At 58.0% G+C, this 19,014-nt stretch carries 16 protein-coding genes; 7 read left to right on the top strand and 9 right to left on the bottom strand.

Annotation, left to right across the window (positions count from 1 at the left end; genetic code table 11):
- Positions 1-114: 114 nt before the first annotated feature.
- Positions 115-1,230 (top strand): metallophosphoesterase, encoded by a 1,116-nt coding sequence (locus EYC79_RS01105; RefSeq protein WP_130976939.1) that lies wholly within the window; start codon positions 115-117, stop codon positions 1,228-1,230.
- A gap of 45 nt (positions 1,231-1,275) precedes the next feature.
- Here the strand turns inward: EYC79_RS01105 and EYC79_RS01100 are convergent, their stop codons facing one another.
- From EYC79_RS01100 to pepN, 3 genes are all read right to left on the bottom strand, one after another.
- A complete protein-coding gene (locus EYC79_RS01100; protein ID WP_112952279.1) occupies positions 1,276-3,672 on the bottom strand; it encodes a PAS domain-containing sensor histidine kinase in 2,397 nt (798 codons plus the stop codon).
- 175 nt (positions 3,673-3,847) lie between these two features.
- Complete coding sequence (locus EYC79_RS01095; protein WP_130976938.1) at positions 3,848-4,156, bottom strand: carboxymuconolactone decarboxylase family protein; 309 nt, start codon at positions 4,154-4,156, stop codon at positions 3,848-3,850.
- 120 nt (positions 4,157-4,276) lie between these two features.
- On the bottom strand, positions 4,277-6,925 hold the full coding sequence (pepN, locus tag EYC79_RS01090; RefSeq protein WP_130976937.1) for an aminopeptidase N: 2,649 nt from the start codon (positions 6,923-6,925) through the stop codon (positions 4,277-4,279).
- A gap of 529 nt (positions 6,926-7,454) precedes the next feature.
- Here pepN and EYC79_RS01085 point away from each other — a divergent pair.
- Complete coding sequence (locus tag EYC79_RS01085) at positions 7,455-8,393, top strand: DMT family transporter (protein WP_130976936.1); 939 nt, start codon at positions 7,455-7,457, stop codon at positions 8,391-8,393.
- Positions 8,394-8,612: 219 nt separating this feature from the next.
- On the top strand, positions 8,613-9,476 hold the full coding sequence (locus tag EYC79_RS01080; protein ID WP_116493993.1) for a hypothetical protein: 864 nt from the start codon (positions 8,613-8,615) through the stop codon (positions 9,474-9,476).
- Positions 9,477-9,672: 196 nt separating this feature from the next.
- Here EYC79_RS01080 and EYC79_RS01075 read toward each other — a convergent pair whose 3' ends face one another.
- The 4 genes from EYC79_RS01075 to EYC79_RS01060 form a co-directional block, all read right to left on the bottom strand.
- The gene (locus EYC79_RS01075) at positions 9,673-9,861 is read right to left on the bottom strand and encodes a hypothetical protein (protein WP_116493994.1); all 189 of its coding nucleotides are present in this window, start codon (positions 9,859-9,861) and stop codon (positions 9,673-9,675) included.
- Positions 9,862-10,010: 149 nt separating this feature from the next.
- Positions 10,011-10,886: a uracil-DNA glycosylase gene (locus EYC79_RS01070; protein WP_130976950.1), complete on the bottom strand. Its 876-nt coding sequence runs from the start codon at positions 10,884-10,886 to the stop codon at positions 10,011-10,013.
- Between the two features lie 155 nt (positions 10,887-11,041).
- Positions 11,042-12,334, bottom strand: a complete 1,293-nt coding sequence (locus tag EYC79_RS01065; RefSeq protein ID WP_130976935.1) for an Hsp70 family protein — start codon at positions 12,332-12,334, stop codon at positions 11,042-11,044.
- A 148-nt stretch (positions 12,335-12,482) separates the two neighbouring features.
- The gene (locus EYC79_RS01060) at positions 12,483-13,367 is read right to left on the bottom strand and encodes a LysR family transcriptional regulator (RefSeq protein ID WP_130976934.1); all 885 of its coding nucleotides are present in this window, start codon (positions 13,365-13,367) and stop codon (positions 12,483-12,485) included.
- A 215-nt stretch (positions 13,368-13,582) separates the two neighbouring features.
- On the opposite strand from EYC79_RS01060, the gene blaOXA reads away from it, so the two are divergent.
- Complete coding sequence (gene blaOXA / locus EYC79_RS01055) at positions 13,583-14,332, top strand: class D beta-lactamase (RefSeq protein ID WP_418121599.1); 750 nt, start codon at positions 13,583-13,585, stop codon at positions 14,330-14,332.
- Between the two features lie 3 nt (positions 14,333-14,335).
- Here the strand turns inward: blaOXA and EYC79_RS01050 are convergent, their stop codons facing one another.
- On the bottom strand, positions 14,336-14,539 hold the full coding sequence (locus EYC79_RS01050; protein WP_130976933.1) for a hypothetical protein: 204 nt from the start codon (positions 14,537-14,539) through the stop codon (positions 14,336-14,338).
- Between the two features lie 85 nt (positions 14,540-14,624).
- Positions 14,625-15,413 carry an SDR family oxidoreductase gene (locus EYC79_RS01045; protein WP_130976932.1) on the bottom strand — a complete coding sequence of 263 codons (789 nt, stop codon included), beginning with the start codon at positions 15,411-15,413 and terminating at the stop codon, positions 14,625-14,627.
- A gap of 140 nt (positions 15,414-15,553) precedes the next feature.
- On the opposite strand from EYC79_RS01045, the gene EYC79_RS01040 reads away from it, so the two are divergent.
- The 3 genes from EYC79_RS01040 to EYC79_RS01030 form a co-directional block, all read left to right on the top strand.
- On the top strand, positions 15,554-16,972 hold the full coding sequence (locus tag EYC79_RS01040) for an anti-phage deoxyguanosine triphosphatase (RefSeq protein WP_130976948.1): 1,419 nt from the start codon (positions 15,554-15,556) through the stop codon (positions 16,970-16,972).
- Positions 16,973-17,024: 52 nt separating this feature from the next.
- The gene (locus EYC79_RS01035; RefSeq protein ID WP_130976931.1) at positions 17,025-17,945 is read left to right on the top strand and encodes a cation diffusion facilitator family transporter; all 921 of its coding nucleotides are present in this window, start codon (positions 17,025-17,027) and stop codon (positions 17,943-17,945) included.
- A gap of 286 nt (positions 17,946-18,231) precedes the next feature.
- Positions 18,232-19,014 (top strand): NAD(P)/FAD-dependent oxidoreductase (locus tag EYC79_RS01030; RefSeq protein WP_130976930.1); only part of this gene is annotated, 783 nt, incomplete at its 3' end.

The raw sequence follows: 19,014 nt of genomic DNA, 5'->3' as shown, positions 1-19,014 counted from the left end.
GGACATCTGCTTGATCGATACACAGCACAGTCTGGAATGGATCAAATCCTGCCGTATCGGGTTCATCGTTTGGCGTGCACCCCTGCGTCGCCTAAGTAGAACGAAAGCGTCTTGATGTTTCACCTTATTTTCGGAATTCCATGGCTGGTGGTCGCTGTCCGCTTTATTCAGCCACTGCCGTGGGTTTGGCCGTTGAAGCTCGCCCTAGCGCTGCTGCTACTCGCCGCTTCGCAATATCACCTTTTCAGTCGCCTCTCGTCCGGTTCGGTGTTCTCGCCTGAATTTCCAAGACCGCTGATCATCTGCTTCAACCTTCTCTTCGGCTTCATGCTGCTGCTTGCCGTCTTCCAGATTGCGCTGGATGTGGTGTCTTTGGTGTTGATGCTGTTCAAGGCGCACTTCCCGCTGGTGCCTGCCGGTGTCCGCTATGGAATGGCCGCTTTTGCTCTGGCTCTCTCCGCCTTTGCCGTCAGCCAGGCGATCCGTGTGCCGCCGCTGAAGGACATCGAGATCGCCGTTCCGGGTCTCGATCCGGCTTTCGACGGCTATCAGATCGTGCAGCTGACGGACCTGCATATCAGTCGCCTCTTTCCCGCCTCCTGGACCCGGGCAGTGGTCGAAAAGACCAATGCCCTCAATGCCGACCTGATCGTCATCACTGGCGATCTCATTGACGGCAAGGTCGAAGCGAGAAGCAGCGACATTGCGCCCTTGGCAGAGCTGAAGGCTCGCGATGGCGTCTACACCATTCCCGGAAACCACGAATACTTCTTCGGCTATGAAGAATGGATGGCCTATTATCAGGGCCTCAACATGACGACCCTTGCCAACAGCAACGCTGTCATCGAGCGCGGCAACGCCAGGCTTGTGATCGCTGGCGTCACCGATCTTTCATCGACGAGAACGGCGTTTCCCGCGCATGACACGGCGGCAGCGCTCAGAGGCGCGCCTGTCGGTGCACCTGTGATCCTCCTCGATCACCAGCCCGGTCAGGCGGCAGCCAATGCAGCACTGGGCGTTGCGGTTCAGCTTTCAGGCCATACGCATGGCGGCATGGTCGTTGGGCTCGATCGCGTGGTGGCACGGCCCAATAACGGCTTCGTCTCAGGTTTCTACGATGTCGGGGGCATGAAGCTTTACGTCAACAACGGCACGGCGCTTTGGCCAGGCTTTGCGCTGCGGCTCGGCATTCCCTCCGAACTGACCAGGATCACCTTGCGGTCGCGCTAAGCCGTTCGGCGGCTTTGCGATCCCAACTGGGTCAAGCGAAAGCCGTCAGTTCAGCTTGTGCGAGCGCAGCAGCTCCAGCTTGTTTCTCGCCTGATAGGCCAGATACGGCATATCCTTGGCGACATGCACATGCGGAATGAGGATGGTGACCACCGTTCCCTTGCCCTCGCAGGAGCGGATCTTCATCTTGCCGCCATGGAGCCTGACCAACGAGCGGGAAATGGCAAGACCAAGGCCCGAGCCGCCTTTGCTCTTGGCATACTGGCTTTGCACCTGCTCGAAAGGCTGACCAATCTTGTTGATCGCTGCTGTCGGAATACCGATGCCGGTATCGGCAATCGTCATCATCAGGCCGTTCTCGTGCACATGGGTGCGAAGCTCGACGCGCCCACCTTCGTCGGTGAACTTGACAGCATTGGACAGCAGGTTGAGCATGATTTGCTTCATGGCACGGCGGTCGCCGCTCATATACATGTTTCTGCATAGCCGCTGCTGGATGGTAATGTTCTTCTGCGCTGCCTGAATGGCGGTCAGGCGCAGTGTCTCTTCCACCAACGGCGCAAGATCGACCTTCTCGCGGTTGATGCGCATATGGCCTGCCTCGATCTTCGACATATCAAGAATGTCGTTGATGACGTTCAGCAGATGTTGGCCGCTATCATGAATGTCGCGGGCATATTCGCTGTATTTCGGCGAGCCGACCGGGCCGAACATCTCGGCGACCAGAATTTCGGAAAAGCCGAGAATGGCGTTGAGCGGGGTGCGCAGCTCGTGGCTCATATTGGCGAGGAATTCGGACTTCGCCTTGTTGGCGGCCTCCGCGCGTTCCTTTTCCGCCTGATAGAGCGCGTTCGCGTCCGAAAGCTCGGTCTTCTGCCGCTCGAGCTTGTGGCGGGAGGCGGAGAGATCGCCGATCGTTGCCATCAGGCGGCGCTCGGATTCGCGCAGGCGATCCTGATGGCGCTTCAGAAGGGTAATATCCGTACCGACAGAGACGAGACCGCCGTCGCGGGTGCGGCGTTCGGTGATCTGCAGCCAGCGCTCATCGGCGAGCTGCACTTCCGTGGTGCGCGACAGTCCCGATTGATCGGAGTCCGCCACGCGGCGCTCGACGATCGGGCGGGCTGCAGCACTATAGACGACGGAGCGTTCCGTGCCGGGCACAAGTGCGCTGTCGGGAAGACCATAGGCCTGCTGGAAGTGCGTGTTGCACATTACGAGGCGGTCGTTCTTGTCCCACAGGACAAAAGCTTCGGACGTGCATTCGATGGCGTCGGCAAGGCGCTGATCGGCCTCGGCGTAGCGCTGTGCCAAACGGTGCTGCTCGGTCACGTCCATGGCGATGCCGATGACGCGCGGGCCGTTTGCCGTGTGGATCACCTGAGCACGCGCGCGCAGCCAGACATAATGACCATGGGTGTGGCGCATGCGGAAAATCTGATCGATCTGGCGCAGATCACCGCAGCCGACCGAGCGTGCCAGCTCATAGAGGTTTCCGTCTTCGGAATGCATCATCCGCGCCGCATCGCTGAAAGACAGCGGTTCGGTGCGCGGCGGAAGACCAAGGATTTCGTACAGCGAGGTAGACCAGAACATACGGCGCGTGGAAAGATCGAAGTCCCACAGGCCGCAACGACCACGAGACAGGGCCGTCTCGACGCGAAGGTTGGATTCAACAAAAACCTCGTCGGCGGTGCGCGCCCGCTTCACCTGCATGTAATAGGCATAGAGAATGACGAGCAGGATGGAGGAGATGCCGGCGAAGAGTGTGACATTCATCGCCACTTCGCTGCGCCAGAACGCGCGCATCGGCTCCAAAGACCGCGCTGTAATGATCATGCCGCCATCGGAGCCAAGCGGCAGCATCGTGGCGTAATGTGGGGTGTTGTCAATATTCGTCTCGATCGTTCCTGGTGCACCGGGGAACCTGCGAACGATCGCGATTTCGGGAAGCAGGGCAGTCAGCGACGTGCCGACATAGGATGCGGCATGCAGACCGACGCCACCGAAGACGCGGCCATTTATGCCGGCCACCAACACGACGGTGTCGTCATCCATGCTGCCGGCGGGAAAGGATTGATTGAGGCGACGCTCGACGGCTGCCCGGTCCTGCGTGGCTGCCAGGGTCTCGACGCCGGAAAGGGCTGCACGCGCGGTCAGCGCGGAAAGCGCCGTCGTCTGCCGGGCAGCAGTCTCCATGCGACCATATTCCGCAGTAATGCCGAACATGCGCGATGCTGCGATGACGACCAGAAATGCCAGAATGAGAATGGGGATGAGACGCTTGAGCAGTGTCTCAAGCCTGCGGACCTGCCACAGCCTTGCGAGCAGATTTCCGGCTGAGGAGAAGCTCTCCGCCGTTCTGTGAACCAACGCCGCCATTTCAGCAAATCTGGCATACGGTCGCTCATCGCCCGCAGTCGCCCGCCGCACGTTCGTCATTGTCCCGCCTTGATGTCCCTCGTGTAGATTCGAAGCGCCGCTGCTCGAATCTGCGCCTAATGAATCAAAGCTGATTCGCCTTGTCCAGAGCTGAAAGTTAAAAGATTTTTAACCCTTTGAACCGACTCGCGCTTTTTTTCGAACCTCCAAAAAGACGGTTTTGACTGCCCTTACGTCAGTTGTGGTCGAAGGCGTCAAGCGCGGCGGGCAGGGCTTGCACGACGCAGTTTCCGACGGCCGGGAGGCCGGCAAGAACGGCGCTGATAATCTCGTCTCGCGAGGCGCCATACCCCTTTGCTTCCTGAACGTGAAAGGCAAGGCCGCTCTCCAACCGCGCGGCTGCGAGGATGCCAATATAGACGAGACTCTGGGTTTTGCCTTCAAGCGCTGACGCGGTGCCAAGCCCGGCCACGGCCTGCAGCCAGGCTGCGTGGTGGGCGGGCGCTTGCCTGGCAAAACTCTGAAATGCTGGGCTGATGGTCATGTCGCGTCCTCTCTATGCCGATCGATCAGGCAAATCTACGAGGAGAGGGCGATGCTGTTCTTGATCTAAAACAAGAAAAGGCCGGACGTCCGGCCTTTTCTCATAGAGGAGGGGAGGCTTTCAACCCTTCAGCATGCGCTCGACAATGTCGCGAACATCGGTGGAGAGCCCAGCGCTGCGCTCGATCGTGGTGAGGGCCTCGCGCGCGTGATCGGCGCGCACTGCCTCTAGCGACCGCCAGGAGCGCATCGAGGTCAGAATGCGCGCTGCCAGTTGCGGATTGCGCTTGTCGATGGCGATGATCTGCTCGGCCAGGAAGTCGTAGGCCTTGCCATCTGCACGGTTGAAGCCAGTGGGATTGCCGAAGGCAAAGGTGCCAATCAGCGAACGCACACGGTTCGGGTTGGTGGCGATAAAGTGCTTGGAGGCCATCAGAGACGTTATGCGTGCCAATGCGCCATCACCTGGGATGGCAGCCTGAAGCGTAAACCACTTGTCCATCACCAGAGCATTGTCGGCAAAGCGCGTTTCGAATGTCGCCAGCGCGTCGGAGGCCTCGGCAGAGTCAGGGAAACGCTGTGTCAGCACACTGAGCGAATACGCCATGTCGGTCATGTTGGAGGCGTTGGCGAAGGCCTTTGCAGCGCGCTCGGGTGTCTCTTCCGCATAGGACAGATAGCTCATGGCGATATTGCGCAGCGAACGGCGTCCGGCACTTGCCGCATCCGGCGAATAGTCGTCTTTCTCCTCGAAGCTTGAGAAGAGGCCCTTGAAGGTCTCGACACCGGCTTTGGCGACCGCACGCATCACAGCGTTGCGCGCTTTGTGGATGGCGTTGGGATCATTGTCCTTGCCCATCTCGCGCGCCACATCCGCCTCGCTCGGGAGAGTCAGCGCCTGGGCGCGGAAGGCCGGTTCGAACTCATCATTGCCGGCGATCTCGATCAGGGTCGAGATGAAGGCCGGGTCGACGCTCACCTCGTTGCCCGACCGCACGGCCTGCGTTGCCGCAATCAGGTTCGGCAAGGCAAGGGCCGTCAGTGCCTGCCAGCGCGAGAAGAGGTCTGTCTCGTGACGGGCGATCTGGATGAGGTCGTCCGACGATTGCTCCATATGCAGGTTGATCGGGGCAGAGAAACTGCGGTTGATCGACAGAACCGGTCGCGACGAAATGCCTGTGAAGGTGAAGCGCTGACTGCGTTCTGTCAGATGCAGGACACCGTCCTTGAACTCACCACCTTCAACCTTGATCGGCGTGGCGATCTGACCATTATCCAGAATGAGCGCGGTCGAGAGCGGAATGTGCAGCGGCTCCTTGCGGCTCTGGCCGGGCGTCGGTGCAACCGTCTGCTCCAGCGACAGGGTGAAGGTCGCGGACGCCGGATCATAAGCGGTGGAGGCGCTGACAAGCGGCGTTCCGGCCTGGATATACCAGCGGAAGAACTGCGTCAGATCGCGCCCGGTCGCATCCTCGAAGCACTTGACGAAATCCTCAACCGTCGCCGCATCACCATCGTGACGCTCGAAATAGAGGTCGGTTCCTTTGCGGAAGCCGTCTTCTCCCAGGATCGTTGCGATCATACCGGTGATTTCGGCGCCCTTCTCATAGACGGTTGTCGTATAGAAGTTGTTGATTTCGCGATATTTATCCGGACGAGGTGGGTGCGCCAGCGGGCCGCCATCTTCGGGAAACTGTTCCGACTTCAAGTGGCGAACGTCTGCGATGCGCTTGACCGCGCGAGAGCGCATGTCGGAGGAAAATTCCTGATCGCGATAGACGGTCAGACCTTCCTTCAGGCAAAGCTGGAACCAGTCGCGGCAGGTGATGCGGTTGCCGGTCCAGTTATGAAAATATTCATGCGCGATGATGCGCTCGATATTGGCGTAGTCGGCATCGGTCGCGGTTTCCGGATCGGCCAGAACATATTTGTCATTGAAGACGTTGAGGCCCTTATTCTCCATAGCGCCCATGTTGAAGTCGGATACGGCGACGATCATGAAGATGTCGAGATCGTATTCGCGGCCGAAGCGCTCCTCATCCCATTTCATGGAACGTTTGAGCGCATCCATGGCGTAGGCCGCGCGCGGCTCCTTGTCATGCTCGACATAGATCTTCAGCGCGACTTCGCGGCCCGACATGGTCGTGAAGCTGTCTTCGACAACGCCAAGATCGCCAGCGACCAGTGCGAAAAGGTAGCTCGGCTTCGGATGAGGATCGAACCAGGCAGCGAAATGGCGGCCTTCATCATAATTGCCGCCGCCGAGGAAATTACCGTTCGACAGGAGGAGGGGATTGCCTTCCTTGGCCGCGATGATGGTGATCGTGTAAGGCGCCAACACATCCGGCCGGTCCGGGAAATAGGTGATGCGGCGGAAGCCTTCTGCCTCGCACTGCGTGCAATAGACGCCATTGGTGCGATAGAGACCCATCAGCTGGGTATTGCTTTCCGGATTGATGTAATTGGTGACGCAGATTTCGAAGGGGATCTCTTCAGGAAGATCGCGGATCGTCAGTCGCTCTGGCGTCACGTCATATTGTGCCGTCGGCATCTCGATCTGGTCGAGAAGCAGGCTCGAAAGCGTCAGTTCGTCGCCGTCGAGAATAAGCGGTGCTGCTTTGTCGGCGCCCTCGCGGCGATGGAAGATCAGTCGCGCTTCCACCTTTGTGTTTTGTGGGTCCAGTTCAAATGTGAGGTCAACCCGTTCAAGCACGAAATCCGTTGGGCGATAATCCGCCAACTGAACAATCTGACCCGTATCTGTTCGCATAACTATTCCCGAATGAACCTTGCTTCTGCCGCTGCCTGACCATCATGCGAGCATGATGGGTGAAAGTAAACTTGTCGACACGCGTCACCATCATGGAGAGGCGGGGGACATGCGTCCCTAAAATACTACCAGACAGAAGTTTTACCCCGCGTCTGAGCATTTCTGATCGATGCATGATTTCATGAAATGTTGAACGATTACTGAAGCTGCGGACACGTGGAAAGAGAATATCCTGAAAATGAGCCTCGCTACGCGCAGCCATAGCCACCCCGGAGCGCCGTTCGTCCTATTGAATGCACAAGGAACGCTCTATCGTCTTTGATCCACGGATGGTGCTTTGCGAAAATCGATTCCGATGTTCGGGACGATGCTGTAGACAATGGGACCGGCCGGCAGGGGCCGCCGAATCGGTTTACCTCCGTCAGCCAGCATGATCTAATGAATATGAAAGTCGATCTGCTGTGCTGTGCGCTCGGGTCAAACTCCAATCTGCGGGCATCTCGTCTGCAAATCCCGATCGCAAATTCCCATGAGTGCAGATACGTACAATCCCGTCCGGGGTATTGTCCTCAAACTCACCTCCGTCGCTTTCTTTCTTGTCATGCAGACCTGCATCAAGGCAGCCGGGCCGGATGTTCCTGCGGGAGAGATCACCTTCTTCCGCTCGGCTTTCGCCATCCTTCCCATCATCCTTTATCTGGCATGGCTCCGCAGCCTCACGCGGGCCTTTCACACAAGCAATCTGTTCGGCCATTTCAAGCGCGGTTTTCTTGGCATTCTGTCGATGATGTGCGGATTTTACGGTCTCACCTTGCTGCCGCTTCCGGAATTCATTGCAATCGGTTATGCCTCGCCGCTGATGTCTGTCGTCTTCGCCGCCGTGATGCTGGGCGAAACGGTGCGCGTTTACCGCTGGTCAGCGGTTGTCGTCGGCATGATGGGCGTCGTCATCATCCTGTGGCCAAAGATGACGCTGTTGCAGAATGGCGGCCTTGAGGCGAGCGAAAGCATTGGGGCTCTCGCCGTTCTTTTTGGTGCCGTCCTCGGTGGACTGGCGATGGTGCAGGTGCGCCAACTGGTTGTGACCGAACGTACCCCGACGATCGTGCTTTACTTCTCGCTGACCGGCACGCTCATTTCCGCCTTCAGCATGCCGTTCGGCTGGGAGTGGCTGGATATGCGGCAGGCCGTTCTCTTGATTTCTGCCGGCATTGCCGGCGGGATAGCCCAAATCCTGCTGACAGAAAGCTATCGTCACGCGGAAGTGTCGACCATCGCGCCGTTCGAATATAGCTCGATCCTTCTCGGTATCGGCGTTTCCTACGTGCTCTTCGGCGATGTGCCGACCCTCACCATGCTGATCGGAACCAGCATTGTCGTCTGTGCAGGCATCTTCATCATCTTCCGCGAGCACCAACTGGGGCTTCAGCGTAAGGCCGCACGCAAGGCCTCGACACCATCCGGCTAATTTCGTCCACCTGTGAATAAACACCTGTGAATTTTAAGAAAAATTCATGGTCTGACGCAGAAATGTGCTATGTACATTATAGGTTGTGGGTATTGGGTGATGCATCTTGCGTTGGGATTTCAAGCCAGAAGAAAGTGATCAGCGAGGAAGAAATGTCAGCCGCCCTCTTTTTCTTTTAGGGGGACGGCACACTCAATCATTGAGCGTGGAGATGCGCTAATGAGCTTTTCCTATGATAATTTCGTTGCTCATCCAGGTCTTCTAGGCGCGATTCAACACCTGGCGCGCACGTTGCGCGGACGCTTCGATGAAAATCCCCGTCTTGCGCGCCTGCTCTCGGCCCATCAGAAATGGCTGCTGACACAGATGGCGATGGGCCTCAGCGCCGAACAGCGAGCCCATGGTTTCACGGTTGCGCAACTGCGCGAGGTCGTAACCTCAACCGGCGTTGCCAGCCGCAACACCGTTCAGAACTATCTCGATCAGCTTGAGATCTATCGCTACCTCGAGAAGGCGAACCGCTCTGCGGCGACGAGACCCAAGCGGTACCGCGCCACGCAGATCAGTGAGCAGGGAATATTCAACTGGTACCTTGCAAACCTCTCAGCCATTGATGGCATGGACCATGGAAACCGCGCTGCCACGCTGATGGCATATCCCGAGATCGTTGTGCATGCGCAACCCACCGCAGCGCGCGCCTGCCTGGCCGATAAACATTGGGTAGAGCCACCAGCGCGCGTCGGGCTGTTTCAATGGGTGGAAGCGGGCGGTCTCGTCATGGATGAGATTGTCACCCGTGTGCGGGATACGGAAAACGAGCGCATCGATATCGGCTATATCGACGTCCGAGCACTCGCCGCGACCTTCATGATGTCACGCACGCATTTGCAACGGCTTCTCAACAAGGCAGCGGAACAGGGCAGCGTCGGCTGGATAGACGCGACGCCCCGCAGCGCCATGTGGTTGTCGCGCGATTTTCTTGGCGAATATTGCGGCTGGCAAGCGAGGAAGTTGAAGCACGTGGAAGACGCGTTTTTCGAAGCGAAATCACTGCTTCGAGACCAGGTGAACGTGGCACGGTGAAGCGCGAAAGGTCGAGAAGCATCCTTCGCTTAAGAAGCTGGTACACGCCGAGAAACAATCGGGTCCATTGCTCCAAGGGCAGGACTGCTGCGTAAACTTAACGTCTGAAAATGCAAAAGCGCCTTCCAGATGAAAGGCGCCTCATCAGCATGGCAACGCATGCAGCATGTGCGGATGTGACCGCACGAAGATCGTCTCAGCGTTCGCGAAGGTCTGCAAAAACCGCCGAAGGACGGGTTGTGCGGACCTGCTGCGTCGAAGCACGAGCGGTCAGCTGTTCGTTTGTAACACCGAAACGGTGGTAGCCCTGACTGGAGCGTGGGCCGAGGCCCGCCAGTCGAAGCGTTTCAAAGCCGGAGTGAACCGGACGGTAGCGCGTGGTCATTGCCTTGGTTCCTTAAACCTTTTCCTCCCAAGACAGGGTTCTTATTGCAGTGCGGCATAGATTCGGCAATCCGACCGAATGCGTCGCTGTTATGCGCCATTTGCATGGCTTTTTTCATAATCTATTTACAATGATCAAAAAGGAAGCATTCATAAATCGCGCAAGCGCGCCTGAAATGCCAATAAATCGTTCCAGGCCAATGACTTACTCGCCGGAGCATTCAAAAGCTCCTGCGGATGCAGCGTTGCAATGGCAGGGGCTGTGCTGGGGCCAACTGCGACATCACGCCACTGTCCGCGCATCGTATGGATCGTGCCGGAGCCGCCAAAGAAAAAACGCGCTGTGAAGTTGCCGAGAAGCAACAGTACTTTCGGCTCGGCCAAAGCGATTTGTCGCTCGATGAACGGGCGGCAGATTTCCATCTCCGGGCCCGACGGCGAACGGTTGCCCGGCGGGCGCCAGGGAACGACGTTGGTGAGCATCAGCTTGCCACGATCAAGACCGATCGCCGCCAGCATGCGGTCGAGAAGGAGGCCAGTCTTTCCAGTAAAGGGAAGGCCTTCCCGATCGTCATCCGCGTCCGGCATAGGGCCGACGATCATGATGCCGGATGAAGGATTACCTTCCGCAAACACCGTGTTGCGGGCGCTGTTTTTGAGATTGCAGCCGTTGAAGCTTTCGAGCGCGGTCTTCAACTCGAGAAGCGATCGCGCACTCTCGGCCGCGAAGCGTGCCGAAGCGATCGCCTGATCGTCCGGCAGTGCAACGTTGACCGGCGCGGGGGGCGCAGCGGCAGGCGCACGGGCAGCTTGCCGGGGAGAGGGGGCAGCTTGCTGCGGTGCGCTTCGTATCTCCGGCTGTTGCGGTTCGCTGCTTCTCTGCGGAGCGCGCGCCTGACGCCCTGCCGCAAATTCGGCAAATCGATCCAGCGGCTCGTCTTCCAGCAGCCAGTCAACACCCGCATCTGCATGGAAATGCAGAAGCGCCGCCAGTTCTGCCGGGGAGAGGTCTTGTGCCGAGATCATGACCCGCAAACTAGAGCGTTTCCTTGTGAAATGGAAGCAGTTCCGCCAGGCATGTTTCTGCCGGGCTTAAAGCCGACATGCTCGACCGTAGCTTTGGATAGGCCACTCGCCAAACGCCCTTCGATCTGTCGAAACCCGCTATTGCAAAACGCTTCTTACGCCGTCCAGCGCGCAACGTCGCCGCTTTCGCCGATCATCGCCAGACCATGCGCGATCGAAAGAAGTTCGCCGCCGCTTTCGATCTTGTCGGCATCGAACCGGCGGGTAAAGAGCTGGCGCACAGCAGGAACGAAGGAGGTGCCGCCGGTGAGGAAGACCTTGTCGATGGCCTGCGGAGCGGTGTTCGTCTTGGTCAGAACCTCATCCAGAGCCTCTTCGATCTTGGCTAGATCGTCGGCAATCCACTGGTCGAAGTCCGACCGCTTGACCATCTTCTTGCCCGCGGCGCCAAGCGGCGAAAAGTTGAACTCTGCCTCTTCCTGGGACGAAAGCGCCATCTTAGTGGCGGAGATTGCCTGGTAGAGCGGGTAGCCCTCATCATGCTCGACCAGTTCAACGAAGAGCTCAAGCTTTTCCGGCTCAAGCGCCGAGCGAAGTAGCGACTTCAGATCGGAAAACTCTCTGGACGTCTTGAAGATCGACAGCTGGTTCCAGCGACCGAAATTAACGTAGTAACCGGATGGCACATCGAGAACCTTGTCGAAGCTCTTGAACTTGCTGCCTTTGCCGATTTCCGGCGACACCAGATTGTCGATCATGCGGAAATCGAAGTGATCGCCCGCAACGCCGACGCCCGAATGGCCGATCGGAGTGGCGGAGAGCTTGCCGCCATGCGTTTCGAAGCGGATCAGCGAGTAGTCAGTGGTGCCGCCGCCGAAATCCGCCACCAGAACATTGGCATCCTTCTTCAAGCTCTGGGCGAAGTAATAGGCGGCTGCCACCGGCTCGTAGACATAATGGATTTCGGGAAAGCCGGCACGCGTCAGGGCTTCATTGTAGCGGGCAAGCGCCAGTGCTTCATCCGGGTTGGAGCCGGCAAAACGCACGGGGCGACCGGCAATCACGGTCGACACATCGTTTTTCCATTCGTCGCCTGCATAGGTCTTCAGCTTGCGCAAAAACACCTCCATCAGATCTTCGAAGCTCTGACGCTTGGCGTAGATCAGCGTGCCTTGAAACAAAGGCGAGGCAGCGAACGTCTTGATCGATTGCAGGAAGCGGCACTCCCCGGCATTCTCGATGAATTGCTGGATTGCTGCCTGGCCGGCCTCGACATGCAGCGCTGCTGCACCAAGTCCTTTGTCCTTCATGAAAGACAGCGCGGTGCGCATACTGTCAGTCGTTCCGGCACTGGAGGTGAAGCGCATGGAGTGGCTGCTGCTGCCGTTGTCCGAAAGTGCCATAACTGTGTTGGTCGTGCCAAAATCGAGCCCGAGTGTCCGTGCCATGGAGAGGATCCTTGTCAGTCAACGAGAGAGCATTCCCGGAATGCAGGCATCCGGGCAATAAAAGGCACGCAACCGCGCCCGCCTGTTTTGAAGAGGGCGCGTGATGGCACAGCGAATTGTGAATGGCAAGCGTGCGGGTGCAGATTTTTCAGGCGTGCTGTGGCATCGCGGCAGCCTTCTCTTTCAGCCATGCAGCAAATGTTGCCATAGCATTGCTCACAGGTCGCGACTTGAGCCGTGTCAGCCAATAGCAGCCCTTCGACACGTAGACCGGGAAGGGCTGGACGAGATCGCCTGCGGAGAGGTGGCGCTGGAACATCAAGGGTGGGGCAAGCGCGACGCCAGATCCCTGCAGGGCCGCCTCCACCATGGGAACCGAGGAGTCGAAGACGATGCCCTTGATCCTTGGCGAGGCAACGCCAGCCTCGGCAAACCAGTCCGGCCATTCATCGGCGCGATAGGAGCGCAGCAACGTCTGTTGCGCCACGTCATGAGGGCTCTTGAGTTGCGCGCCAATCGTAGGAATGCAGAGCGCCGAGAGCGGCGCGGAAAACAATTCCTCAGCCTCGGTGTCGTGCCAGGCGCCATTGCCGAAACGGATGGCAAAGTCGAGGCCCTCGGCAGCGATATCGACGCGGTTGTTGTTGGTGGAGAGGCGAATGTCGATGAAGGGATAAAGGTCTTGGAACTCGGCGAGCCGGGGCAGGAGCCAGCCAACGGCAAAGGTTCCGACAGCGCCGACGCTCAACACTTCCTGCAGATGCCCGTCCTCGAAACGCTGGAGAATATCGGCCATGCGGTCGAAGGAATCACGAAGCGTCGGCAGGAGCGCCAGGCCCTCATCGGTGATCATCAGGCCGCGTGGCAGACGCTTGAACAGCGTCGCGCCAACACGCTCTTCAAGCAGTTTGACCTGGTGGCTGATCGCAGTCTGCGTCACGCAAAGCTCGATGGCCGCACGGGTGAAGCTCAAGTGCCGGGCGGCGGCCTCAAAGGCGCGCAGTGCATTCAGCGGAAGGTGAGGGCGAACCATGCAAGATCAGCTCCAGAGGAATGATGGCCAAGTTTAATTCATGGCTGAAGCCAGATATCATCATTTGTCCCACCCGCGCAAACCACCGTAAGTCTCTTTCATCAAAACTTTAGCGTTGACGCATAGAGGAGATAGTCATGCATCGTCCGATGGTAATGAAGAAGCGAAGAACAGCGGCTTTCGTCGTGACGCTGGCCGTTTCGAGCCTTGCTTCGATGGAAACCAAAGCAGCCGAAAAGCTGCATTGCACGGTTGTGCTGGATGCCGAAAGCGGCGGCGTTCTGCACCGCGACGGCACGTGCGATAAAGCTTTCGCCCCACAATCCAGCTTCAAGCTTCCTCTCGCCATCATGGGATATGACGCCGGGATCCTGAAGGACGCGACCAACCCGCGCTTGAACTACAAGACGGAATGGAAACGACCCAAGCGCGAACAGAAATCTGTCGATCCGACCATATGGGAGCGGGATTCGATCGTCTGGTATTCGCAGGAAATCACCCGGCGATTGGGCAAGGCCAAGTTTGCTGACTATGTGCAGCGCTTCGGTTATGGCAATGCCGATGTCCGTGGGGTGCCAGGGCAGACGGATGGCCTGACGGAATCCTGGTTGATGTCCTCTTTGAAAATCTCCGCCGATCAGCAGGTCGATTTTGTGCGTCGCTTCGTCACCGGAAAGCTGCCCGTATCGAAGGAGGCGATGGCGAAGACGCAGGCGATCATTCCGCAGTTTTCAGCGGCTGACGGATGGCAGGTTTATGGCAAGACGGGATCGGGGCGCATGCGCACCAAGGCCAACACCTATGATGGCGACTGGTGGCTTGGCTGGTTTGTCGGTTGGGCGCAGAAGGGCGAACGTAAGGTCGTGTTTGCCAGCCTGAATATCGATGATTGGAGAGGCGATGAGCCGATCAGTTTTGCAACCCGCGACGCTTTGATTGCCGATCTACCCAAACGCGTCAAATGACGATCAGCGAAGCGCCCTGCGTGCGACGACGATGAGGATAATGCCTGCCACGGCTGTCAGCGCGCCGCGCAAGATCCATGGGCTTTGATTGATCATGAAACTGGAGGCTGGGTAGGGGAAATAGCCGCTGCCCTGTCCGATCCAGACAAGACCCATCAGCACGATCAGAACACCCAGTATGCTTAAAATCGTGCGAAGTCCCTGCATGATCGTCTCCCAAAAGCAAAGCCTTTCCGAATGTTATCCGGAAAGGCTTCCAATTCAAAGCGTTACCTATAAGCGATCGGGATGATCAGATCGACTTTGCCGCTCCACCATCCACGTGCAGCATGGTGCCGGTGATGTAGCTCGCTGGCTGCGAGCACAGGAATGCACCTGCGGCGGCGAATTCTTCCACCGTTCCAAGCCTGCCGGCGGGGATGCTCTTGACCGAGGTTTCACGAACCTCTTCCATGCTCTTGCCAAGGCGCTTGGCGTTTGCGCCATCCAGTTCATCGATACGATCGGTGTGGATGCGACCGGGCAGCAGCATATTGGCGGTGATACCGAAGCCTGCGACTTCACTGGACAGCGTCTTGTTAAAGCCAACAAGTGCGCCGCGCAGCGTGTTGGAGAGCGCGAGATTTGGAATGGGCTCGAACACGCCGGAGGAAGCAACGGTCAGAATACGGCCCCAGCCTTGCTCCTTCATCTGCGGGACAAGCGCGTTGGTCAGGGTGATGACGCGCAGCACCATGGATTGAAAGAACGTATCGAGTTTTTCCGAGGTGATGTCCTGAGCCAGCCCTGGTGTCGGGCCGCCCGTGTTGTTGACGAGAATATCGATACCGCCGAGCTTCGTCTTCACTGCATCGATCATGGACAGCACGAAGGTCTCCTCGCCAAGATCGCCCCAGACCCATTCCGCCTTGCCCTTGCCGAGCGCGTTGATCGTCTTGGCATTGGCGTCCAGCTTTTCGCCGCTACGGCCCACCATCAGCACGTTGACACCCTCTTTCGCAAGCGCCGTGGCGATGCCGAGACCTAGGCCGCGAGATGAGGCCAGAACCAATGCGCGCTTGCCGGAAATACCCAAATCCATGACGGTGTCCTTTCATGCTCATGACGATTGCCCACGCTTGTAGCGTCTGCGTCCGGCCCTGAAAAGTGTTGATCGGCTGGGTATTGACCCGTTTGCTTGCGCGCCCTGTTGCGCCTCGGTAAGACAGCCCCGTGAATTTTATGTTTGGAGAGGCGGGCTTGAACGTGTGGAACGAGCGTCAGAAAGTCGAAAACCGCAAGAGTGATGATGCCCGCAGCGAAACCGATATCGATTATGGGCGGATCATTCACTCCACCTCTTTTCGGCGCCTGCAGAGCAAGACGCAAATCCTCAATCTCGGCGACAGCGATTTCTACCGCACCCGCCTCACGCATTCCCTCGAAGTGGCGCAGATCGCTGCGGGTCTGGTCAAGCACCTGCGCAAGTCCTTTCCCAATCATCCGGTGACGGCTGAACTGCCAGAGCACAGCCTCATCCAGGCGATCGGCAGCGCCCACGATCTCGGCCATCCTCCCTTCGGTCACGGTGGCGAAGTCGCGCTGAATTACTGCATGCGCGTGGCGGCAAATCCGAATGAAGCAGGGCGAAACGGCAATGGCGTTATTACCGACATCGCCAAGGCGGGCTTTGAAGGAAACGGCCAGACCTTACGCATTCTCAGTCGCCTCGAGGCATTTTCAAAAGCCCATGGCGCCAATCTCACGCGGCGCACGCTGCTGGGTATCCTGAAGTACCCCGTAGCCTATTCGAAAGCTGCTCATCCGGCGCGCGCGCCAAAATTGCATGACGGACCTTCCACGCTGCGCATCATCGACACGCAGGCTTCCAAGCCGCCAAAATGTTACATGGATTGCGAGACGGATGTGGTGGACTGGGTGCTTGATCCTCTGCCGCAGCCCGACCGCGATCTTTTCCAGACGGTGACGCGTGAAGACGGCAAGCACGCGAAGTCGCTCTACAAATCGCTCGATTGCACCATCATGGATGTTGCAGATGATATCTCCTACGGGGTCCACGATCTTGAGGACGCAATCGCCATGCAGCTCATCACCAGAGATGCCTTCGAGAAGGAGGTGACGGCGGAGGATTGCGAGAGCTTCATCGCGATGCTCAACAAGAACCACAAGGATAAGCGCGGCAACGATGTTCATCGCGAAATCGTGGATGGGCTCTTCGGCCCTAGCGGCGATCGCAAAATGTTCATCAGCATGCTGGTCGGTTATTTCATCACGGACGTTCGCTACATGGACGACGATCGGTTTGAAACGCCGCTCTTGCGTCACCGGGTAAGACTTGGGGACGACAGAGTGCGATTGCTAAAGGCCTTTCAGGATGTCGTGCGCAGACATGTGATCAAAAGCCCGCGCGTTCAGCATATGGAATTCAAAGGGCAGGGGATGGTCGTTGCCGTCTTCGAAGCGCTCCAGTCCGATCCGGAACGGCTGCTGCCGGAAGATGTCTTCCCGCTCTATGAAAAATCCGGCGGGGATTTGCGCATCATCTGCGATTTCGTTGCCGGGATGACGGATGGGTATCTCATTAGGACCTATGAGCGCCTCTTTTCACCAGGCGCAGGGTCCGTTTTCGACAGGCTTTAAAGGCAGAAGATTACCCGTTGCTCGCCAAATATATTCAAGGAGTTTTCATGTCATGACCGAACAATCGCTGCTCAAGCTTTCGATCGCTGTGACCGTGATCCTGGCATTGTGCGGGATTGGTGCCGGTCTTTACGCTGCCTCTTTTGCCGTGGTGTTCGATGGCATCTACTCGCTGACCGACGCTTTCATGACGATGCTGGCCCTGATGGTGGCGAGGTTGATCGCGAACTCGGCGCTCCCCAATCCCGGCGGCAAGCTTGCGGAACGTTTCACCATGGGGTTCTGGCATCTGGAGCCGATGGTCCTTGGTTTGAACGGTACGCTTTTGATTGGCGCCGCGATCTATGCGCTCATCAACGCGGTGGATAGCCTGATGGATGGCGGGCGCATGATTGCTTTTGATTATGCGATCATCGTCACTTTCTTCACCTTTACCGTCTCGCTTGGCATGGCCTTGTTCATTCAGCGGAAAAACCGAACGCTGAAATCGGCTTTTGTTGCGCTCGACGCCAAAAGCTGGCTGATGAGCGCCATGTTGAGCGCTTCGCTCTTCATAGCCTTTGTCGTTGGTTATGCCCTGCTGCAGTCTCCCTATGCTTGGCTTGCCTCCTACACCGATCCGGCCGTTCTGGCTCTCGTTTGCCTCGTCATCATCCCGATGCCCTTTGCCAATGTGAAGCAGGCGCTGGCCGACATCCTGCTTGTCACACCTGCCGAGTTCAAGCAGCACGTGGACAAGGTGGCGAGGAACGTGGTGGAGAAATTCGGTTTCTCCTCGCACTATTCCTACGTCGCGCGCGTCGGACGCGGACGTCAGATCGAACTCTTCTTCATCGTGCCCAAAAACGCACCCGCCCGGCGGCTGGAAGAATGGGACGCCATTCGCGACCAAGTGGGCGAGGCGCTGGGCGGCGAAGGACACGACCGCTGGCTCACCATCATGTTCACCACCGACGAGGAGTGGGCGATTTGACGGTCTGCCACCATCGCCGGCTCCCTTGACGACGCAAAGCGTCGCTCCTATTCTCATTATTACGTGCACGTAAAAGTAATTGAATTGTCATCAGGTTGTCAGACAATTTGATGGTGATGGTTAGGCTTGATGGTGATTGATCTCGACAAAGCGCTTTTGCTTTGCCAAGAACGATGACGCGAACTGCTTGTTGCGACGACGTTTTTTCACGCGTCCTCGGCTGCGCGGTGGTGTAGGGCAGGAACAACGAAAAGCCGGACGGGACCGGCGAACCGACGAGGATCTTATGACGGAAGAAATGGAATTGCCGGAACGTGAATCGATGGAGTTCGATGTCGTGATCGTCGGCGCCGGACCTGCTGGGCTTTCTGCCGCAATCCGGTTGAAGCAGGTCAATCCGGACCTCTCCGTCGTGGTGCTGGAAAAGGGCGCGGAAGTCGGCGCACATATTCTCTCAGGTGCGGTGGTTGATCCGATCGGGATTGACCGTGTGTTGCCCGGCTGGCGCGAAGAGGAGGGGCATCCCTTCAAGACGGAGGTCAAGGACGATCAGTTCCTGTTCCTCGGACCTGCCGGCTCTATCCGCCTGCCGAACTTCCTGATGCCGCCGCTGATGAACAATCACGGCAACTATATCGTCTCGCTGGGTCTCGTCTGTCGCTGGCTTGCGGAAAAGGCAGAAGCGCTCGGCGTCGAGATTTATCCGGGCTTTGCCGCAACCGAAGTTCTCTACAATGACGAAGGCGCCGTCATCGGTGTTGCCACCGGTGACATGGGTATCGAGAAGAATGGCGAGCCCGGCCCTGCCTTCACCCGCGGCATGGAACTGCATGGCAAATATGTGCTGATCGGTGAGGGCGTGCGCGGCTCGCTTGCCAAGCAGCTCATCAAGAAATTCGATCTGTCGAGGAACAGCGACGTTCAGAAGTTCGGCATCGGCATCAAGGAGCTGTGGCAGGTCAAGCCTGAGAACCACCGCCAAGGCCTCGTGCAGCATTCCTTCGGCTGGCCGCTCGGCATGAAAACGGGCGGTGGCTCGTTCCTCTATCATCTGGAAGACAATCTCGTA

Origin of the sequence: Agrobacterium cavarae (genome assembly GCF_004310285.1) — a bacterium.
Classification (GTDB): domain Bacteria; phylum Pseudomonadota; class Alphaproteobacteria; order Rhizobiales; family Rhizobiaceae; genus Agrobacterium; species Agrobacterium cavarae.
This window is presented reverse-complemented; position numbering and strand designations above follow the sequence as displayed.

Excerpts from the sequence above, each read along its gene's own strand:
- EYC79_RS01075 (WP_116493994.1), bottom strand. The coding sequence starts at position 9,861 with ATGACCACGCGCTACCGTCCGGTTCACTCCGGCTTTGAAACGCTTCGA.
- EYC79_RS01080 (WP_116493993.1), top strand. The coding sequence starts at position 8,613 with ATGAGCTTTTCCTATGATAATTTCGTTGCTCATCCAGGTCTTCTAGGC.
- EYC79_RS01095 (WP_130976938.1), bottom strand. The coding sequence starts at position 4,156 with ATGACCATCAGCCCAGCATTTCAGAGTTTTGCCAGGCAAGCGCCCGCC.
- EYC79_RS01035 (WP_130976931.1), top strand. The coding sequence starts at position 17,025 with ATGACCGAACAATCGCTGCTCAAGCTTTCGATCGCTGTGACCGTGATC.
- EYC79_RS01040 (WP_130976948.1), top strand. The coding sequence starts at position 15,554 with ATGTTTGGAGAGGCGGGCTTGAACGTGTGGAACGAGCGTCAGAAAGTC.
- EYC79_RS01045 (WP_130976932.1), bottom strand. The coding sequence starts at position 15,413 with ATGGATTTGGGTATTTCCGGCAAGCGCGCATTGGTTCTGGCCTCATCT.
- EYC79_RS01050 (WP_130976933.1), bottom strand. The coding sequence starts at position 14,539 with ATGCAGGGACTTCGCACGATTTTAAGCATACTGGGTGTTCTGATCGTG.
- blaOXA (WP_418121599.1), top strand. The coding sequence starts at position 13,583 with ATGGAAACCAAAGCAGCCGAAAAGCTGCATTGCACGGTTGTGCTGGAT.
- pepN (WP_130976937.1), bottom strand. The coding sequence starts at position 6,925 with ATGCGAACAGATACGGGTCAGATTGTTCAGTTGGCGGATTATCGCCCA.
- EYC79_RS01065 (WP_130976935.1), bottom strand. The coding sequence starts at position 12,334 with ATGGCACGGACACTCGGGCTCGATTTTGGCACGACCAACACAGTTATG.
- EYC79_RS01100 (WP_112952279.1), bottom strand. The coding sequence starts at position 3,672 with ATGACGAACGTGCGGCGGGCGACTGCGGGCGATGAGCGACCGTATGCC.
- EYC79_RS01060 (WP_130976934.1), bottom strand. The coding sequence starts at position 13,367 with ATGGTTCGCCCTCACCTTCCGCTGAATGCACTGCGCGCCTTTGAGGCC.
- EYC79_RS01085 (WP_130976936.1), top strand. The coding sequence starts at position 7,455 with ATGAGTGCAGATACGTACAATCCCGTCCGGGGTATTGTCCTCAAACTC.
- EYC79_RS01070 (WP_130976950.1), bottom strand. The coding sequence starts at position 10,886 with ATGATCTCGGCACAAGACCTCTCCCCGGCAGAACTGGCGGCGCTTCTG.
- EYC79_RS01105 (WP_130976939.1), top strand. The coding sequence starts at position 115 with ATGTTTCACCTTATTTTCGGAATTCCATGGCTGGTGGTCGCTGTCCGC.